Raw genomic sequence first — 18461 nt, forward strand, 5'->3', positions numbered from 1 at the left:
TACGTCTAATCTTGTTTGATACCAACCATCCCATATCCAGCAATGTTATATGCAGCAATGGTAGACAGAGGCACCTGGTAAAAATACTGACGTCGGAACTGTTCTTCCTCAATGGCAGCAAAAAATATTGCGTTCGCGCAGCGTGCGCGTAGCGCAATCGCATCATTTTCAGCAACATTCGTCCGATGGGAAGACCACTCTTTTGGATGCCAACTTATTTGTACCCCGCAGTCCTGGTAAGAAACCTCAAAACCAATCGCTGATAGGGCATTCAGTCCTAACTCAACAGTGCGATCGCTTAAATCCAACTTCTCCTGCAATTGCACCAAAGTAGCCCATTGACCGGTGCGACTGAGGAACTTAGCAATTCCTAGCAACTTTTTCCAGGTGTCTTGGGCAGATAGTTGTTTAGGCCGTGGATATGCGATCGCTAATTGTCGTTCTGCCTGTATCGCTCTCCTACACCATACTTGTAACTCATCCCAACTCGTCGGACACTCATAAACCATTAGAGGAGTTAAACCTTCAACCTGTAACTCTTCTCCCCGCCAATCTAAAATCCAATCCAGCTGATTAGAGACCTGTAAACAAGACTGGACAAAATCATTTTCTTGGCAAGGTTGCACAGCAACGAGGCGCACTTCTGGACGTTTTTCATAATTATTATAGTCTAATTCCACAACAGCATTACATCTAACTTTAGGGACTTCATCCTGATAATGTCCCCACCAAATTCCAGGAAAACCCATACTCGTAGAGTCATCCCAAATTTCAAATTTAGTTTTAATATACTGTACTTTACGCCCTCTCAAATCCTTAGAATTCCGATTCCACACCTGCTCAAACCAACAGTTTTTAATCAGCAATTTTGGCACAGGATTACCCATACCACAAGGTTCCAGGTGTTTCAATTCATCAAATAGTGCTTTGCCCAACTCAGCAACCTTAACCACCAAATCCGCTTCCATGGCTGGCATCATCAAAGCACCCGTATTCCCTAGTTTTTGTGCCAACTGCTGGTTAATCGCTTCCGTAAATAAAGGAATATTATCCACTGGCAAACTCAACCCAGCCGCAAAAGGATGACCTCCGAAGCGATGCAACAAATGAGCTTGGGAATTGACTAATTCATAAAGATCAATATTATTAACAGAACGAGCCGAACCCCGTGCTATACTATAGGAGTGTTTATCCTCTAAACCTGCTTCTACCAGTTTGCTTTCTCTATCGCTACTTTCAGTACTTAACAAAACTGTACTTAACAAAATCGTCGGGCGTCCGTATTCCTGAGCAATTTGACCTGCCACTAAGCCTAAAACACCAACCGGCCATTGGGGATCTTCTAGGACAATTACATTAGTAGTAGACAGATCAAGTTGGGCAAGTTTATCCTTAACTTGCTTAGTAATATCTTTTTGTAAAGACATGCGGCGGCTATTAGCTAATTCCGTCTCTAAAGCCAGTTGCTCACAACGTTTCTCATCCTTACTAGTCAGTAACTCAACACAAAATGAAGCATCCCCTTGAATCCGACTTACAGCATTAATTCTCGGGCCAAGTCCGAAAGAAATATCAGTCGGGCGATCGCCACTGCGTTTACACAACTGTAACAATCGCGCTACACCAGGACGAGAGCGAGTTTTCAGTTGCTGCTTCAGTTGTTCAATTCCCCGTTGTGCCAGGTAACGACAATCTCCAGATAATTCCACTAAATCCGCAATTAGACCAATTGCCACCAAATCCAGCAACCCCTCTAACCGTTGTTGGGGAATATTAGGTAAAACCTGATACATCGCTTCCACTAACTTATACGCCACCGCCACCCCAGACAAATGAAATAAAGGGTGAGTGTCAGAAAAATAGCGAGAATTGATGATAGAAACCACTGGCGGACGGTCATCTGGTAGAGTATGGTGGTCAGTGATAATCACATCTATTCCCAACTGGTGAGCATAATCAATTTCCCTCAGATTCGTGCTGCCAGTATCGCAGGTAACGATAAGTTTCACCCCAGCAGCATTCAGTTGGTCAATTCCTGGACAATTCAAACCATGGGATTCCGTCAGGCGATTGGGAATGTAGTAACTTAGCTGTTGGTGCTGCCAGAAAAACTGACCCAGTCCTTCCCATAGGACACTAGTAGCCGTGATTCCATCCGCATCAAAGTCCCCCCATATGGCAACCTTTTCCCCAGCCTCACGGGCTTGCAGTAGGCGTTTTACAGCCCATTTCATTTCCTGTCCAAAATCGAAAGGGCTGGTAGGTTGATACAAATCTGGGTTTAGGAAACCAGCCAGTTGTTTCTCCTCTCGTATGCCCCGTTGCCACAGCAGTTGAGCAGCATAATGTCCCGAAGAGCCATTTGTATGGGATTTGACAGCTTTGAGGAACCACTGAGGAAAGTCAGGTGGTGCTAGGACTTGCCATTGGGATTGGGACATGGATTCTGACATGGATTGGGACATGAACCTGATTTGCGATCGCTTATAGTTAGTCGAGTTAGTACAAAAATACTAACTTAATCAGACCGACCCATAACCAACTTTATCCAGAACTATTGTTTTGATGCAGTGGCTACTTTCTTGCTAGCATGCCTATTGCCTATTGCCTATTGCCTATTACCTATTGCCTCTTGCCTCTTGCCTCTTGCCTTTTGCCTCTTGCCTCATAGATACTGCTTAAACGGATGTGCCAATATTCCCAGTATCAGATCAATTTCCTTAATATAATAGTCATCCAAATCAATAAACACCAATTGATTCACCAACTTGATAAACTTCCAATTTGTCCCAGTAGTTACAGCTCCATAGATAGCATCAATATCGTGATCCTGTTGTTGATTAAATCTCTGAGCTGCTACCATTTCCGCAATGCACTGTCCTAATCCCCCCTTAATATTTTCATTTTTTGCCTCCACTAGAGTGACAACTGGTGTCCGAATTTCATACATTTCCTTAGAAGCAGTAAGAATATAATCACAGTATCCATTTAATCCAGTGCCTTTATCGACATTAAACTCAGTTCCAGAAAAAAAACCGATTTGGAAATCAAGCAAACGGCGCACTTCCAGTAAAACCGGAGCAATAACTAACTCCGAACGAGCTTTTTCCGTATTAATAGCATTCGTGATCGGTAGATTTTCCTTAAGCGTCGTTTTCAAGTGATCACTCGGCTCGATAGGAGCAATATCATTAAATATTGTATCCCCTTCATCAACAAAGAGGTTAAACGTCGTTTGAACTTTGTAGATACTTGTAAAGTCACTATATGCCATGATCTTTATTTATCATGTTCCCTATAGCCATTCTAAATCAAGGAAACAGAAACTAATCCTTCATGCTTCATGAAAAAATCGGTCAAGTTTTGGTTAATCCCAATCCTTGACCGAATAAATTAACAAAAATTCCACCAGTACAGCTTAGCTGTATCTACATCCACCAGTGGTGGACACAGAAATCATGATTACACTTTGTCAATTGTAGCCAAGGATTGAATTCCTCGCAAATTGCTATCTTAATCGAGTAGCAGATATCCAATCAATATACTCATAACCTCACCAGGATTTCCAGTAAGTTGGGGTGTAGTCAATTAATTTGAGAATTGATTTATAATTGAAATACCAAAACATGTCTATATCCACCCCTCTCCAACAAATCACAAATCAAACCAAGCAAAGCTAAACTCAGTTTAGCTTTGCTAAGGGTCTAAGTTCACTAAAAAATACCTTTTTAGTAGAGTTAAAAATGGTACAGATACCTGCTATACCTGAAACTGATAACCTACAGATTGAGTTACCTAGAAGTATAGGATTGTCCATTACTTTAGAACAGTTTGTTGAACTCGAAGCCGCGAATCGAGATTTAAGGCTTGAAAGAACAGCTAAAGGAGAATTAATTGTGAATCCACCCACGGGCTGGGAAACAGGAAACCGTAACGGGAGAATCAACCAGCAACTATTTAATTGGGCTGATGTGGATGGTACTGGAATAGCTTTTGACTCCTCTACAGGCTTTACGTTACCTAATGGTGCAATACGTTCTCCAGATGCATCCTGGGTCAGTCAAAAACGCTGGCAAACATTAACAGATGAACAGCTAGTAACGTTTCCTAATATTTGTCCTGATTTTGTAGTGGAGTTACGATCTAGTTCAGACACTCTGAAATCTTTGCAAGATAAGATGGTTGAGTATATGGAAAATGGTGCTAAATTAGGCTGGTTAATCAATCCCCAACAACGCCAGGTGGAAGTTTATCGACCGGGGTTAACAGTAGAAATATTAGATAATCCTGTTGAGTTGTCTGGTGAAGAGGTTTTACCAGGTTTTTTGTTGGATTTGCATCGGGTTTGGGATTGACCAATGCCTAAAAGGATTATGGAAAAGGCGATGCTGGGATTAATGATATAAGCCCCTGACAATTATCCCCATCTCCCCATCCTCATAAGGGTAGGTTTTTTACTTTGACCTCAGGTGTGGGGTGTGGGGCGTGGGGTGTGGGGTGTGGGGGATAAGAAAGCGATGCAGAGGTGCGACCCGTGGCGAATTAAATTCGCCTACGGAAAGCGCACCATTTGCCGACCCGCGGGGGTTTCCACGGGGCTTACAAGGTGCGGACGCAGGTTCCGCACACAGACCCAAAACCATGACCGCTCTGCATCGCTTACCAATCTTTTGCTCTGAAAGCTATTTTCCTAGCACCGTGCTATTGACTTTATTGAGTTAATATGCGTTCCAGATGACTTGTGCAGTTTCTTCGATAGGCTAAAGAGAACGATAAATCTGTGAGGACTGGGGTATGACTCAGGAATTAATCGATCTCAGAATAAGTATCCTAGAAGGACGCTACGCAGATGCCTTAGCAATTGTAGATGAGTTGGAACAGATGACTAAACGCGCAACTCTGCATCAGATTGAATCCTATTTAAACAAGGCATTGATTAACTTGATTAAAAACCAAGTAGAGGAGCGTTTGGCAAATTCTTGGGCAGCTTCAATTCGTGATTTCATTCGGGAAATCCAAAAACTGAATCTCAAAGATAACCAAAAAACTTATACTATCAATGCTGATCAATGGGAGTCATTGATTGACAATGAACTGGAGGCAGCAATTTCCACGGCGAGTGTGGAGGTTCTAAATGGTGCCTATACTCCAGCTCAACTTTCAAAACTAGTAGATAGAGCTCAGCTGAGGCAAACAACTCAAGATTTGCTGGCTTTGACATACCTCCATTCAAAAAAGGATTTACCTTTATTTATTAATGACTATTTAACTCAATTACCAGGAGGTTCTTATTGGAACCAAGATATACAACTATAAATCGAGTTATTCACAATCGACAATACCTATGACTTCCCTTCCTTATCGATCACAGCCACTAATTTCACCTCGGCAAACCTTGCCGACAATGTATGACTTACCCAGCGAAAATCCCAAGGAACCTGGTTTGCCTGACGAATTTCATTTCTTTCAACCCCTACTATTATTGTTAACCTTTGCCCCTGCCAAGTCCAACCCAGAGTTAGTCTTTAGTGCAAGTGACCTCAATCTTTACTATGATCTCAACCATCCCGGTTGGTATAAGCGACCGGATTGGTTTGGTGTAGTAGGTGTGCCTCGGCTTTATGAAAGCAAAGACCTACGTTTGAGTTATGTGATCTGGCAAGAACAAGTCAGTCCATTTGTAGTGGTAGAGTTATTGTCTCCTGGCACCGAAGATGAAGATTATGGTCAAACCGTGAGCGCACCGGGAAAACCTCCAACTAAGTGGCAGGTTTATGAGCAGATTTTGCGAGTACCTTACTATGTAATTTTTAGTCGCTATACCAACGAGTTACAAGGGTTTCATCTGGTTGGTGATCACTACAAACCCGCAGTGCTAAATCAGGGCAGGTTACTGATGCCAGAGTTGGGATTAAGTTTAGGGTTGTGGCGTGGCAGTTTTCGCGATATCCCCCGATTATGGTTACGCTGGATGACCCTTAAGGGCAATTTGATTCCTCTAGCAAGCGAGGAGTTGGCACAAGCTCAGCTCGAAGCTATAGAAGCTAAGCTCGAAGCTATAGAAGCTAAGCAACGAGCAGAACGTTTGGCGGCGCGACTGCGTGAGTTAGGTATTAATCCAGACCAATTGGATTAAGTTGTTGTCTGAATGCAGTAGCGAATCGGAGAAACCCCTAGAGGTCGGCGCTGCATTGCTGTTAAGGATTTGTGCGAACGCGCCCCGCGTGACCTACGCTCAATCCCGTAGCGTGGCCTACGGCCAATCGCATTTTCACCACAATCACTGCATCAATGGCCAGTACTTTTAGTTCAGATGAGGATTCACCTGTTAAAACTACCCAGAGAATTGTCTTACAAAACGTCAGTTGGCAGACGTACAAGGCGCTATTGGCAGACTTAGGAGATCATCGAGCCTCGCGTCTTGCCTATGCTCAAGGAATGCTAGAAATCACGATGCCCTCAGATCGCCATGAGACATACAAGCAGCTGCTAGAACGGATGGTGAATACCTTAACCGAAGAACTTAATCTTCGGGTCAAAGGGTTTGCTTCTACAACCCTGAATCGGGAGGATTTAGAGCATGGTGCAGAACCTGACTCTTGCTACTACATCGGCAATGTTGACTGTATTCAAGGCAGGACAGTAGATTTAGCAACTGATCCTCCACCAGACTTGGTGATTGAAGTCGATATTACCAGCTCATCCAGTCGGAGATTTGGGATTTACAAGCAGATAGGAGTGCCTGAAGTTTGGCGTTATATAGGACAGACTGTAGAAATTTACCGGCTGCAAAATGGAGACTATGTTCGTTGTCAGGACAATTTCACCTTTAATATTCTCTCTGTAGAGATTATCAATCAGTTTTTGCAGCAGGCAGAAACCCAGGATGATACTACCATGATTTTAGCTTGGCGTAAATGGGTCAGGGAAAATCTACCAGAAGATTAACGTTGCGGCTAAAGTATTTGGTTTTTAGGCGTTTTTGAATACTCTATTCAGCAATGCCTTAATGAGGATTATTAAGGCGTTGCCTAATCAACCGTTGGTGTGGAGATCAAGAATCTTTGTCCCATTCAACACCTTCTTTCTTGGCCTCGGTAACAGCACGTTCTAGAAGGTAAGCAGCAAGGTTTGATAGAGGCCGTCCATCGTAATCAGCCCATCGCTGTAAATCGTCTGCAATCCGGTCTGGTAAGGTTACTTGTATACGTTTGCTCATAATCTCTATTATAAGTTCACCTGTTATTTGATGTCAAATTTTACCTTATTTGTACTTAAAACGTATCTTTTATATACATAATAGTATAATATTGATGTAATTACCAGCAAGTTTCCTATGGTAGAAACAGTTAGAGACAAAAGCGATCAGCCTCCTAGCTATCAGCAAGCTTTAGACGAATTCGGCATCACACAACTGTTGTCCCATTTAAAGCACTACGGCGATGCCGACTTCAATGCAGAGTCAATGGATATAGAAGAACCAGAACTAAAAACTTTAGCTACCGTCCTAATCCAGCACCTAACTGAGAATCTGACCGGAAAACTGATAGCCAGTTATTTAAATACCATCCGCCAGGTAGACTCAGATCTACTGTTTGACCCCATTAAAACAGAAATTGCGCCACCATCAATAGACCCCCCAGCTACCTGGAACCCTACAGCAACACCCCGTTATCAAACAGGCTCACCCATTAGGTGGCGACCTCTAAACGGTCAAATGGACTGGGGTGTTGTGATTGGATTCTTTTACGCCTACGCCAGGCATCAATGCCAATGGGCAATTTGTTACCTGATCTGGCTTGACAAAGACTCCCCTAGTGCGGCTTGGATCGTTGCTGACACCGCTTGGGAAGAAGACATTGAACCTCGGCATCCTAAGGGTACGCTAACAACCAACTATAGAGATTCCTATTCTTGGACTTGCACTGAGGCTTTTGGTCCTAGAAATTATTTGAAATCACCCAATGTGTTACGAACTCCCTCTGGGAGATACCGTTTCGATGATCAATATAGAACCTCTCCCCGGACTCTAACTCAACGAGAGCAAGATCTAATTGAACTCTACAGCAACTGCCAACTGGGTATGACTCCTAGAAAATTCTATCATAAATGGGATGTGAATTACGAACAAATCGCTAGTATCTGCTCTCGCTCAACTGCCACCGTTCAGCGCTGGTTTTCCAGCGGTCACAACTATCGCCGTCCCCAGCCAATTGATTTGCGCCATCTTGCCCTGATGGATTTTCTCTTGGAGCATTTTGAGGAGATTCCCCAGGTAATTAGGAATTTGCTATGTCCTTATGATCAACAGCAAATCGGGGATGGGTAATGGTTATATCAAGTCTGCTTGAATACCCATAATTAAGGGGAGAGGGTGGGAAGTGTGGGAAGTGTGGGGAGATGGGGAGATGGGGAGATGGGGGCAGGGCTGTTTCATTTTCAGAAATAAATTGTCAGGTCAATCGGGTGAAAGGGAGCTGGGGTGCTGGGGAGAGGGTTTTTTTCAGGTTAAAAATACCTTTTTATTAATAAAAATTCCCCGACGGTGCCCTTACAGTCGTCGAATTAAATTCGCCACGGGTCGCACCGCTATCTCCCTATCTCCCTATCTCCCCACCTCCCCACCAATCATATTTGAGTCCGACGCAAGAAACAGCCCTGGGAGATGGCAGGGCTGTAACATTGCTCACGAATAAATTGTCAAGTCAATCGGGTGAAAGGGAGCTGGGGTGCTGGGGAGAGGGTTTTTTTCAGTTTAAAAATACCTTTTTATTAAGGGTAATTATCCTGACATGATATTAATGGCTAACAGATAACGGAAGCTTTTTTATTTAAATCGGCAATTTGGCAACACAGTGTTCTCTCGTAGCTGCTTTTATAGATAGGGTCGGAGGGTTGGACATCCCTACAAGCAGATCAACTACAAGTAGACTTTTAAGGTTATCTAACCTTGGTCAGATAACCCGCTGAAAGTAGAGGCGGTAAACGTACTGTCTTGAAGCGTTCAACTGCTTAAGGATCTAACGGCTATAACTGTAGTTTTATAACTGTAGATTTAGTCAAAGAGATTTAATCTATTTATCAATTTTATCAAAATAATAAATTAAACATGATGGAGCAGGGTGTTATGACCTACCGTGATCGACTAAGCCCATGGTGTATTATCAAGCCACTTCCTAAAATGCAGCGAATTATTGTCGCTCGCTTTCGTCGCCGAACTGACGCTGAGGCTCATCTACAAGTTCTGCGCAGACTGATGCCTGAGATGGAATATATACTTATTTTTGACCGAGACCCGGAGCAAGAGGAAATTAATACAGTAAGCGCTAAAGCAACAATGTAACAAACAATACAGTAAAACTAGCAGAAGTTACACAAAACTGGGGTAAGCTATCAGCTAAAGGCCTACGGCCAATGGTTACAAACTGGGTAACCGCACAACTGGGTAACAAACCCAGTTAATGCCTAACTCAATAGCCTAAGTGCTAAGTGGTTAACCAAAAAACTATAGTGCTCTGCCCACGGAATAGAGAACCTTGTCGAAGAAGTCTGGTGAAGAATTGCTATCACTCGCATCCTTTGTAGGAGCTTTTAGTGATCTACTTAACCTCTAGCTCAGGTTTTTTTGGAATAGGATTTAACTGTAGTTAACTCAATAGTATAGCCTTGACGCATCGGTTTGGTTGGTCTTTAGAAGAGCGAGATCCAGAAGTAATTGAATCCTATCTGCCCCAGTGGGAATGGTTTTATCGCTACTACTTTCGGGTTAAAAGTGATGGCTGGCAGCACATTCCTGAGAGTAAGGTGCTGTTGGTTGGTTCTCACAATGGTGGATTAGCTTCCCCTGATATGGTGATGATGATGTATGACTGGTTTCGCCGCTTTGGCACCCAGCGTCCAGTTTATGGTCTGATGCATTCCAATGCCTGGCAAATTTATCCAGACCTGGCGCAGCTAGCGGCAAAGATGGGGGCAGTCATGGCTCATCCCCAAATGGCGATCGCTGCTTTTCGTAAGGGAGCTAGTGTCTTAGTCTATCCAGGGGGTGCCCAAGATGTATTCCGTCCCCATAGCCAGCGTCATCAAATTCAATTGGCTGGACGTAAGGGCTTTATTAAACTGGCACTACGAGAAAAGGTTCCTATTGTACCGATTATCTCCAACGGTGCCCATGATACCCTGATTGTCTTAGGTGACTGCTATGAACAGGCACGACAACTGCATGAGTTGGGGATGCCCTGGTTATTTGGTCTTGACCCACAAGTTTTCCCAATTTATCTTGGTTTGCCTTGGGGATTGGCGATTGGTCCTCTACCCAATATACCCTTGCCCATACCCATTACAACTCGTGTTTGCCCTCCGATTGTTTTTGAGCGTTATGGTCGTGTTGCTGCTCGGGATCAAGATTATGTTGATGCTTGTTACGAGCAAGTTTCTACTCAAATGCAATCTGAGCTAAATGCTTTGGTTGCTGGATTATGAGTCACTGTTCCAATTTTAGGGTTTAATTAGCATTTAAATTTTAGAGATTGGATTTTTGATTTAATGCTCCCTAAATTAATACTTACCCCTAACCCAAGGTTGTTAATGGTCAAGTCAAACTTGAATTACCTAACAATTAGTATTAGTCCAAGGGGAGCATTAATCACTCGGTGACTCTTCCTTGGTAGTTATCCCGGCAAACCCTCAAAATTTCCTGGTCACCATCACTAATAGAACTAATTGGTTGATATCCTTCTAGTCCAACTTTGTAAGGATAAGTCATAGCGCTATAGCGATGGTCAAGGGTTAGCTGTTGACCAACTGCAGCAATGGTTGAACGTTGTTGACGGGCAATGGTATGGGACAAAGCGGTTTGGTTGTAGGGATCAATAACCGTCAAATTCATTTGTTTTGAATCTAGGGTGCCGTAAAAACAGCTATATTCTGACTGAGGCATATATACCGCACCAAGCACGTTGCCCTGATTCGCTTCAAATACTAGATATTCTTTACCGATCTCTCCTGGTTGTGAGGATTCACCATAGAGGTAAATGCCATCATCAGGCATTGATGCATTTCGACTCGTTGCTTGAGTGTAGGCTCTAGCTGTAGTATCAATGGCTTGATCTGGCGGTTGAGGTGCTGGTGTTGCTATAGTTGATGAGGTAGTTACCAATCCTATCGTTAGCAATAGCGTTGTTAGGGGTAGTTTTCTAAGATTTAGCAGTTGACGTGCTGACAAGAACGATCCAGTTAATTGGTTAAGCATCATACTTACCCCCTTTGAAAAAAAACTGTAAGACACCCTAAGCAAAAATTCTGAGAGTTTAGACCGTCAATTGATGAAGCCATAATCAATCAGAAAAAGTTAATTTTTCTTAAACCAGAGTTATGTTGACTCTTGAGGTTATAAACCTATTTAAGCCTAAACTATGCTTTGGTTTGTTCCTTTGTTGATCGGTTTATCAACTGTCACACTTGGCGCTGGTCATAGCCTGAAATTTTGCTGAAGCTTGACTATCAGCTTTCTCCCAGCTATTGGTTGACCCAAGCTTTAAGCAACTATGAGTGACCTTTTGCTGAAATAGGTGAGTCCAGACTCATCTTTTATTCAACCCTTAGAATAATTTTTCGTCCAGGTTAACTTACAAATTGCTTCTTAAATGGCTCCCCCAGGTTTTTTACCTCCTCACTCTCCCGTTTTGATGTGAAAATTTTGTGAAATTATCGGTGAACTTATGTAAGTATTCAGCTATCAGCTATCAGCTATCAGCTATCAGCTTATGGGCATAGGGCAAGCTACTTGATGTGCTTATGGGCATAGGGCAAGCTACACCGAACAGCTTTTGAATCAAACAGGTCAGCATTCGTTTAATCTGATTGAAGTCACAGCGCTTGTGGCCTGTGCCACAAAGCTGACGGCTGTTCGCGCAGCGTGCGCGTAGCGCATATGCTTACGAACTTATACAGTGATGTGAATTTTGCTCTGACTATAGAAATACTCCAAAAGTAAGAACAGAGATTTCGGTTTTTTTTACATTTCTTTACAAAAAAATAAGTGGTAACCATTTCTGGCTACCACTCATGCTTGGAATACAGTCAACCATTAGCTAGCTAGCGATGTACTCCCGGAAATTAGCATGGCGACGCCGTAGCTGTGCTAAGGCTTGATGTTCTAACTGGCGTACCCGTTCACGACTGAGGTTCAGTCGCTTACCAACTTTAGCCAGAGATAGCTCTTTGCCATCCTCTAACCCAAAGCGTAGCGCTAGCACTTCCCGCTGTTGGGGGGTAAGTTCTGCTAACAGCAGATTTAGGTCTTGCCGCAAGGACTCCTGAGTGGTGTAGTTAACCGGTGTTAGACCATCATCTTCTAGCAGCTCAGACAGCTCTGTGTCTTGGTTATCTCCGACGCGAACGTCGAGAGAGATGGGTTGACGAGCAATGCTCAAATATTCCCGAATCTGAGCTGGTTCTAATTCCAACTCCTTAGCAATCTCGGTGGGAGTAGCATTGCGACCTAGGGTCTGGGATAGTTCCCGTTGTACTTTCTTAATTTTGTTGAGCTTTTCAGTAATGTGGATAGGCAGCCGAATTGCACGAGCTTGCTGAGCGATCGCACGGGTAATCGCTTGCCGAATCCACCAATAAGCGTAGGTGGAAAACTTGTAGCCCCGGGTTGGGTCAAATTTCTCAACCCCTCGCTCTAAGCCCAAGGTACCTTCCTGGATTAAGTCCAAGAATTCCATGTTGCGCTTCTGATACTTCTTAGCGATCGCTACCACTAGGCGCAGATTCGCTTCAATCATCTTGCGCTTAGCTCGAGTACCTTGGTCTATGGCTTTTTTCAGTTCTGCTTCGGTCTTATTAATGGACGAAGCCCACTCTTCAGTTGTCGGTTCGCGCTCTAGCTCCTGTTCCAAGGTGCCTTTTGCCTCTAAAAGTGCCATCATTTGCTGCACTTGTTTACCATAAACAATTTCTTGCTCATGGGTCAGCAGAGGTACGCGACCGATCTCATGAAGATAGGTACGAACCATATCTGCTGAGAAGGTAGGCTTGGTAGGCTTGGTAGTTTTGGTTTTGGTTTTAGAAGTGGGCATGGGTGAGTGGTGACTCCAAAAACAAGCAGTATAGTAGATTCTGTTGCGGATGTTTACTCCATCAAGTAACTACAATCTCTTTCCCTTGAGATCATTGCGCCATGGATTGCATTACATTTATTACAAGAGGTATTAACCACCTACCTCCTTCCTTAGAAAGAGATTTAACCGTAACTATGAGGTTGACGCTGTATACTAAGTCAAGTTTTTCTAGGTTTTGTCTGGGGCTTGCCCCAGTAATGGTACTCCTACAAGTTGACCAGGCACGCTTAGATCATACTCTTGGGGCCTTGGTGTTTGACCGGCAACCAAATCGAAGATGTGGGCTTTAGGGCTTCGATGTTTCATCTGCTGCTGACCCCCTTTAGCTATATAAGTATTTATAGGTGATATATACTTATATATAAGCTATTTACAGATTGGTCTTATACAGCGTCCGGAGGTTTGGCTGAACGAGCACTTACTCCCGTAGTAGTTTCCTACTACCCTGGCAGCAACCCGCCTCCCCCAGGTGGTTTGAGGTCTTCAGGTTAACTCCCTTTAGTAAGGGTTAAACACTTTGGAATTAACTTGAAGTCATTATGATTTCAACATAGCTCCATTGTATTAGATATTTAGACCCCGGTAAAGGTGAAAAGGTTCAACAATTGTTTGTCTTGAGGAAAAAATCGCAATATCATAGGGACAGAGTCCGTCGATTACATTTCTTGATGCAGTCGCTCATGGGGGAACCCCCTTTGGCGGCACTGGCTCCCCAAGACCGCTTAGGTGTGCTTTCCGTTGGCGAATTAAATTCGCCAACGGAAAGCACACCTAAGCATCGCTGGTGGGACTTGGGACCTTGGTGGGGCTTCGGAGATTAAGCCTCAGGTACACCCTCCATTAAAATAATCACCCAATAATCAGGAAATAGATAGATACCCCGAAGTGAGATAACCGAACTCATGGGGGTCGTGATGTCTAGACAGGCACCAATTACTGCCACTGCTAATTGAAGAGTTGGAAGTAATTGGTTGGAGTTGGCTAGGGGGAACTTACGTAACTATAAAATTAAGAAAGATCCACATCCGACCCACTAGCACAAGCGAGAAAACACTGTGCCACACACGATTGTTACTGATACTTGCCAAGGAATTGCTGATTGCGTTGAATGTTGCCCAGTGGCGTGCATTCATCCAGGACCAGGGAAAAATGCCCTGGGGAGTGACTGGTACTGGATTGACTTTTCTAGCTGCATTGACTGTGGCATTTGCGTGGAAGTCTGTCCAGTTGAGGGCGCTATTCTACCAGAAGAGCGACCGGATTTGCAGAAAACGCCATAATTTTTTTGGGATCATCCTATTGTTGTACAAACTATCCAAAGGTTAAATGCATAAAACTGGGGGATTGTAGACTGTTGAGGAATAGTTCAAAAATTTCTCCCCTACTCCCCTCGGAGACAGGATGAAAACTCACTATTAAAACTCAATACCAGGTTGTGCCTTAATCCCCTGTTCTTTTAAAGGATGTTTCACTAATGTCATCTCTGTGACTAGGTCAGCTCGTTCAATTAGCGCGGCTGGTGCTCCCCTACCGGTTAAGATGACATGGGAATCAGCGGGTTTTTGGTCTAGTCCAGCCAAAACCTGCTCAATGGTTAGATAGTTGAGTTTCAAGGCTATGTTAATCTCATCCAATAGCACTAGCTTAATGTCAGGGTTACGGATAAACCCTAAGGCGGCATCCCAGGCGGATTGGGCTTTTTCGATGTCTCGCTCTCGATCTTGAGTCTCCCAGGTAAAGCCTTCACCCATGGCATGGAACTCTAATTGAGGGGGATTGTTTTCAGTGGCTACTGTCCAGTGCTCTAAGGCAGCTTTTTCTGCGGGTTCCCAAGCACCCTTAATAAATTGTACAATCACAACTCGGTAGCCATGACCAAGGGATCGCAAGACCATGCCTAAGCCAGCTGTGGTCTTCCCTTTGCCGTTGCCGGTATGAACCACAATCAGACCTTTTTGTTTGGAGGCTTTAGCTAGGCGTTGTTCCTGTATCTCCTTGCGTCGCTGCATTTTTTGTTGATATTGCGTCCGCGTTAGTCCAGTACCAGCGGAATCAGCGGTGTTTAAGGATTCTAGACCTTGGTTGGAATCACTGGCAGACTTGATTGTGGTATTCATGGGTTTATGATCAATTCATTTTGAGCAACTCTTTAGCATACAGCATCAAAGACTGTAATGCTTATATTGCTATCCCTGCCAACACCAAGAAACTTATGGTATCCCCAAAACAGAGGAGTGCTGCTGATCAAGCTATCCCACACCAGCTGACGCGATCGCAGAAAAGTCGTGTAAAAATCCCAAAAAAAATCTCAATAGGGGTGCTTTTGGCCTTACTGTCTTGCCTAATTTTGTCGTTTCAGAATATAATCATATATGTAATCTTTAATCAATCTTGGCTCTTTGGTCTACAGAATGTTCAAGTGGGAGGCTTCGTGGCTCCTGGTTTTGGCAACTCGCTACTGATTCTGTGGCTAAAGATGCTGGTGGTAGTACCGTTGATGGCATTTGTGGCTAGGTTACTCTACCCATCGGTGTGGCGAGATATTAGGCGTTGTGCTCTGTCGGGAGACTTGCCTTTATTTGGCCAGGTCGTGGCGAGTAGCTTCTTTTTATTTTTATCCCAAGTGCTAATATACCTATCATTAGGTCTTATTCAACCAGGGGTAGCAATCACGATTTTTTTTATATATCCTATTGTGACGGTAATCTTGACAGGATTGCTGTTTGGTAATCGAACACCTCTATTTCCCTCAGATCTATTTAGCCCACATCTAGTTCGCCAACACCTAGTTCGTGCTCTAGTAATAGTTGGTGTTGTGGGTGGAGCGTTGCTGATTTCCCTGCCTAGTCTTGCAGCTAAGCAGCCCTATTCTGCATTGGGAGTTATAGCTGCTGCTGGTGCGGGTTTGAGCTTCGCTGTTTACATTATTCTGACCCAAGTCAGCGCTAGAAAGCTCAACCCTATTCCTTATAGCTTTATTAATTTTACATTAATTTTGGTATTTTCTAGCCTGAGCTTATCATTTCCCCTAGATCAATCTTGGCGCTTTTTTGTTGAACCCACCCAAAGACTGGCTGTATACTTCACCTGTCTGGGGTTGGGGGTGATAACCTTAGTGAGCTATCTGGTGCAAAATCTTGCCATCAGGCTCATTGGTGGGCGTCCAGCTTCGATTATCGGGTCAACAGCACCAGTGTTAACTACCGTCTTAGCCGTGGCGATTATTCAACAAGGTTTAGGGTTACAGGAAATTATCGGATTGTTTCTGGTAACGTTAGGGGTGGTAACCCTAAGTATGGAAAAATTACGGCATCAGAGTTGGAAACGATCACAGTAAAGAAAAAATTAAGCGTAATTGGATATTGACCAACGTGGCACAGGTTATTCTGGAAAACGTTTTTAAAAGTGTTCCCGCCCGCAAAGGGGATACTGTTGTTGCACCAGTAACAACGGAACCTAAGGTGACAAACAACGAAGAGTCACCAAGCCTTGAAGGAGAAAAATCTGCACAGACACCTAAAACCCTTAATATCTTGCGGCGCATAAATCTGGAAGTCAACGATGGCGAGTTTATGGTGCTGGTTGGTCCTTCAGGCTGTGGCAAAAGTACTCTATTGCGGATCATTGCTGGACTAGAGGAATTGACTGCGGGCAAAATTTGGGTGGGGAACAGACAAGTCAATGACTTACCACCCAAAGAACGAGACATCGCTATGGTGTTTCAAAATTATGCCCTTTATCCCCATCTGAGTGTCTATGAAAACATTGCCTTTGGACTCAGACGAACTGGCTATGGGCAATTCAAGATGCCAGAAGACTCTAATGGGAACTCTAAGAGTGTGCATTGGGGAAAGAATCTGCCACCCCAAGTCAAGCAAGGGCTTGTGGCTACAGGCATGATGAATGGGGAAGTTCGCTCGAATCTGGAAAATGTGTTAACCACAATGACGCGATCGCTTCCTCGGGAATTGCGATACCTGTCCGAACGAGAGAAAAAGATTGACCAGCAGGTTCGCAAAGTAGCTAAGTTGCTACAAGTAGAACACTTGCTGAATCGATTGCCAAAGCAGCTGTCTGGGGGACAAAAACAACGGATTGCTCTGGGACGGGCAATTTCCCGTAATCCCCAGGTGTTTTTAATGGATGAACCCCTCTCTAATTTGGATGCTAAACTCCGGGCAGAGACTCGCAGCCAAATTGTGAAACTACAGCGGCAGTTGGGTACAACTACGATCTACGTCACCCACGACCAAACGGAAGCGATGACTATGGGGGATCGGATCGCGGTTATGAAAGACGGTCGCATCCAACAGATTGCTGCCCCTCTGGAAATATATAATCAACCCGCTAACCGGTTTGTGGCCGAATTCATTGGTTCACCACCGATGAATTTTATCCCGGTTCAGGTGAAAGCCCCTCGGGTAGTGTGTAATTCTCAGTTCCGCCTGACCCTTCCAGAAGTTTGGGAACCGATACTGCACCAGTATGATGGTCAATCCTTAACCTTAGGAGTTCGTCCGGAACATATGAGTATCAGTGCTCCTGCCCCCAAAAACTTGGTGGTTAGCGTTGATCTAGTGGAAGCTCTAGGGAACGATACTTATCTATCCGTCAGTATCCCTGAAGACTCTAGCCCTCTTCAGGTCAGAGTGCCACCAGATAAAATTGTCAGAATAGGTGACGAAATTTGGCTGTCTATAGACCCAGAGAAGATTCATTTATTTAATCCCAATGATGGGATGGCAATTCCTAAGTCTGATAGCTAAGCTATCAGCGGTCAGTAATCAGTAATCAGTAATCAGCGATCAGCTATTAGCTTATGGGTTAGGTCACAGGCTAGAAGCCTGTGCCACAGTTGACCACTGACAGCTGAATGCTTACCAAGCCGTAGACTAGATTTTGCCCTAGTTGTCGGAAACTTCTGCTATCGAAGGCAGAGAAATTGATCCAAACAGGATTATAACGTTAGTTCCTGATTCGGATCCCCCTAAATCCCCCTTAGTAAGGGGGACTTTTGCGTGGCATTTCCTCCTTTTTTAAGGGGGAATTTTGCAAGGCAGAGGAATTGATCTAAACAGGATTATAACGTTAATCCCTGATTCGGATCCCCCTAAATCCCCCTTAGTAAGGGGGACTTTTGGGTTTAATTTCCTCCTTTTATAAGGGGGAATTTTGTGTGGAATTCTCTCCTGTTCTGACGACTCCCGATTCCCGACTCCCGATTCCCGATTCCCGACTCCCGATTCCCGACTCACTACTCCCTACTCCCTACTCCCTACCTCACAAGGGTAGGTTTTTTACAATTAGGAAGAGTCAGAAACAGCGAAAGAGCTA

General features: G+C 44.0%; 18 protein-coding genes. 11 read left to right on the forward strand and 7 right to left on the reverse strand.

The window, feature by feature from the left end:
- Positions 1-5: 5 nt before the first annotated feature.
- Positions 6-2441, reverse strand: coding sequence for a single-stranded-DNA-specific exonuclease RecJ (recJ, locus tag BJP37_RS19230; protein ID WP_143728004.1), 2436 nt, complete (start codon positions 2439-2441; stop codon positions 6-8).
- 224 nt (positions 2442-2665) lie between these two features.
- The gene (locus tag BJP37_RS19235) at positions 2666-3274 is read right to left on the reverse strand and encodes a hypothetical protein (protein WP_075901151.1); all 609 of its coding nucleotides are present in this window, start codon (positions 3272-3274) and stop codon (positions 2666-2668) included.
- Positions 3275-3743: 469 nt separating this feature from the next.
- On the opposite strand from BJP37_RS19235, the gene BJP37_RS19240 reads away from it, so the two are divergent.
- The 4 genes from BJP37_RS19240 to BJP37_RS19255 all read left to right on the forward strand — a co-directional run bounded on the left by BJP37_RS19240 (position 3744) and on the right by BJP37_RS19255 (position 6948).
- Positions 3744-4355 (forward strand): Uma2 family endonuclease, encoded by a 612-nt coding sequence (locus BJP37_RS19240; RefSeq protein WP_075901153.1) that lies wholly within the window; start codon positions 3744-3746, stop codon positions 4353-4355.
- 439 nt (positions 4356-4794) lie between these two features.
- Positions 4795-5316 (forward strand): DUF29 family protein, encoded by a 522-nt coding sequence (locus BJP37_RS19245; RefSeq protein WP_075901155.1) that lies wholly within the window; start codon positions 4795-4797, stop codon positions 5314-5316.
- A 28-nt stretch (positions 5317-5344) separates the two neighbouring features.
- Entirely contained in the window at positions 5345-6136 is a 792-nt protein-coding gene (locus BJP37_RS19250) for a Uma2 family endonuclease (RefSeq protein ID WP_075901157.1), read from the forward strand.
- 155 nt (positions 6137-6291) lie between these two features.
- Entirely contained in the window at positions 6292-6948 is a 657-nt protein-coding gene (locus BJP37_RS19255; protein WP_075901159.1) for a Uma2 family endonuclease, read from the forward strand.
- Between the two features lie 106 nt (positions 6949-7054).
- On the opposite strand, the gene BJP37_RS19260 is transcribed toward BJP37_RS19255, so the two are convergent.
- Positions 7055-7219, reverse strand: coding sequence for a ribbon-helix-helix domain-containing protein (locus BJP37_RS19260; RefSeq protein WP_075901161.1), 165 nt, complete (start codon positions 7217-7219; stop codon positions 7055-7057).
- A 117-nt stretch (positions 7220-7336) separates the two neighbouring features.
- Here BJP37_RS19260 and BJP37_RS42700 point away from each other — a divergent pair, with 117 nt between their 5' ends.
- The 3 genes from BJP37_RS42700 to BJP37_RS19275 all read left to right on the forward strand — a co-directional run bounded on the left by BJP37_RS42700 (position 7337) and on the right by BJP37_RS19275 (position 10482).
- Complete coding sequence (locus BJP37_RS42700) at positions 7337-8329, forward strand: hypothetical protein (protein WP_075901163.1); 993 nt, start codon at positions 7337-7339, stop codon at positions 8327-8329.
- Between the two features lie 798 nt (positions 8330-9127).
- Positions 9128-9343 (forward strand): hypothetical protein, encoded by a 216-nt coding sequence (locus tag BJP37_RS19270; protein ID WP_075906266.1) that lies wholly within the window; start codon positions 9128-9130, stop codon positions 9341-9343.
- 323 nt (positions 9344-9666) lie between these two features.
- Positions 9667-10482 (forward strand): lysophospholipid acyltransferase family protein, encoded by an 816-nt coding sequence (locus tag BJP37_RS19275; protein ID WP_075901165.1) that lies wholly within the window; start codon positions 9667-9669, stop codon positions 10480-10482.
- A 163-nt stretch (positions 10483-10645) separates the two neighbouring features.
- On the opposite strand, the gene BJP37_RS19280 is transcribed toward BJP37_RS19275, so the two are convergent.
- From BJP37_RS19280 to BJP37_RS39565, 3 genes are all read right to left on the reverse strand, one after another.
- Positions 10646-11173 carry a hypothetical protein gene (locus BJP37_RS19280; protein WP_229415371.1) on the reverse strand — a complete coding sequence of 176 codons (528 nt, stop codon included), beginning with the start codon at positions 11171-11173 and terminating at the stop codon, positions 10646-10648.
- Positions 11174-12092: 919 nt separating this feature from the next.
- Positions 12093-13085, reverse strand: coding sequence for an RNA polymerase sigma factor, RpoD/SigA family (locus BJP37_RS19285; protein ID WP_070393804.1), 993 nt, complete (start codon positions 13083-13085; stop codon positions 12093-12095).
- A 210-nt stretch (positions 13086-13295) separates the two neighbouring features.
- Entirely contained in the window at positions 13296-13433 is a 138-nt protein-coding gene (locus BJP37_RS39565; RefSeq protein WP_158069668.1) for a hypothetical protein, read from the reverse strand.
- A gap of 362 nt (positions 13434-13795) precedes the next feature.
- Here BJP37_RS39565 and BJP37_RS39570 point away from each other — a divergent pair, with 362 nt between their 5' ends.
- Together BJP37_RS39570 and BJP37_RS19290 are read left to right on the forward strand one after the other, a co-directional pair.
- Positions 13796-13948: a hypothetical protein gene (locus tag BJP37_RS39570; protein ID WP_158069669.1), complete on the forward strand. Its 153-nt coding sequence runs from the start codon at positions 13796-13798 to the stop codon at positions 13946-13948.
- Positions 13949-14182: 234 nt separating this feature from the next.
- Complete coding sequence (locus BJP37_RS19290) at positions 14183-14407, forward strand: ferredoxin family protein (protein WP_075901169.1); 225 nt, start codon at positions 14183-14185, stop codon at positions 14405-14407.
- Positions 14408-14542: 135 nt separating this feature from the next.
- Here the strand turns inward: BJP37_RS19290 and cobO are convergent, their stop codons facing one another.
- Complete coding sequence (gene cobO / locus BJP37_RS19295) at positions 14543-15244, reverse strand: cob(I)yrinic acid a,c-diamide adenosyltransferase (RefSeq protein ID WP_075901171.1); 702 nt, start codon at positions 15242-15244, stop codon at positions 14543-14545.
- A gap of 20 nt (positions 15245-15264) precedes the next feature.
- On the opposite strand from cobO, the gene BJP37_RS19300 reads away from it, so the two are divergent.
- Together BJP37_RS19300 and BJP37_RS19305 are read left to right on the forward strand one after the other, a co-directional pair.
- Positions 15265-16464 (forward strand): DMT family transporter, encoded by a 1200-nt coding sequence (locus BJP37_RS19300; protein ID WP_143727687.1) that lies wholly within the window; start codon positions 15265-15267, stop codon positions 16462-16464.
- A gap of 34 nt (positions 16465-16498) precedes the next feature.
- The gene (locus BJP37_RS19305; protein ID WP_075901175.1) at positions 16499-17893 is read left to right on the forward strand and encodes an ABC transporter ATP-binding protein; all 1395 of its coding nucleotides are present in this window, start codon (positions 16499-16501) and stop codon (positions 17891-17893) included.
- Positions 17894-18461 lie beyond the last annotated feature (568 nt).

The organism is Moorena bouillonii PNG, assembly GCF_001942495.1.
Classification (GTDB): Bacteria; Cyanobacteriota; Cyanobacteriia; order Cyanobacteriales; family Coleofasciculaceae; genus Moorena; species Moorena bouillonii.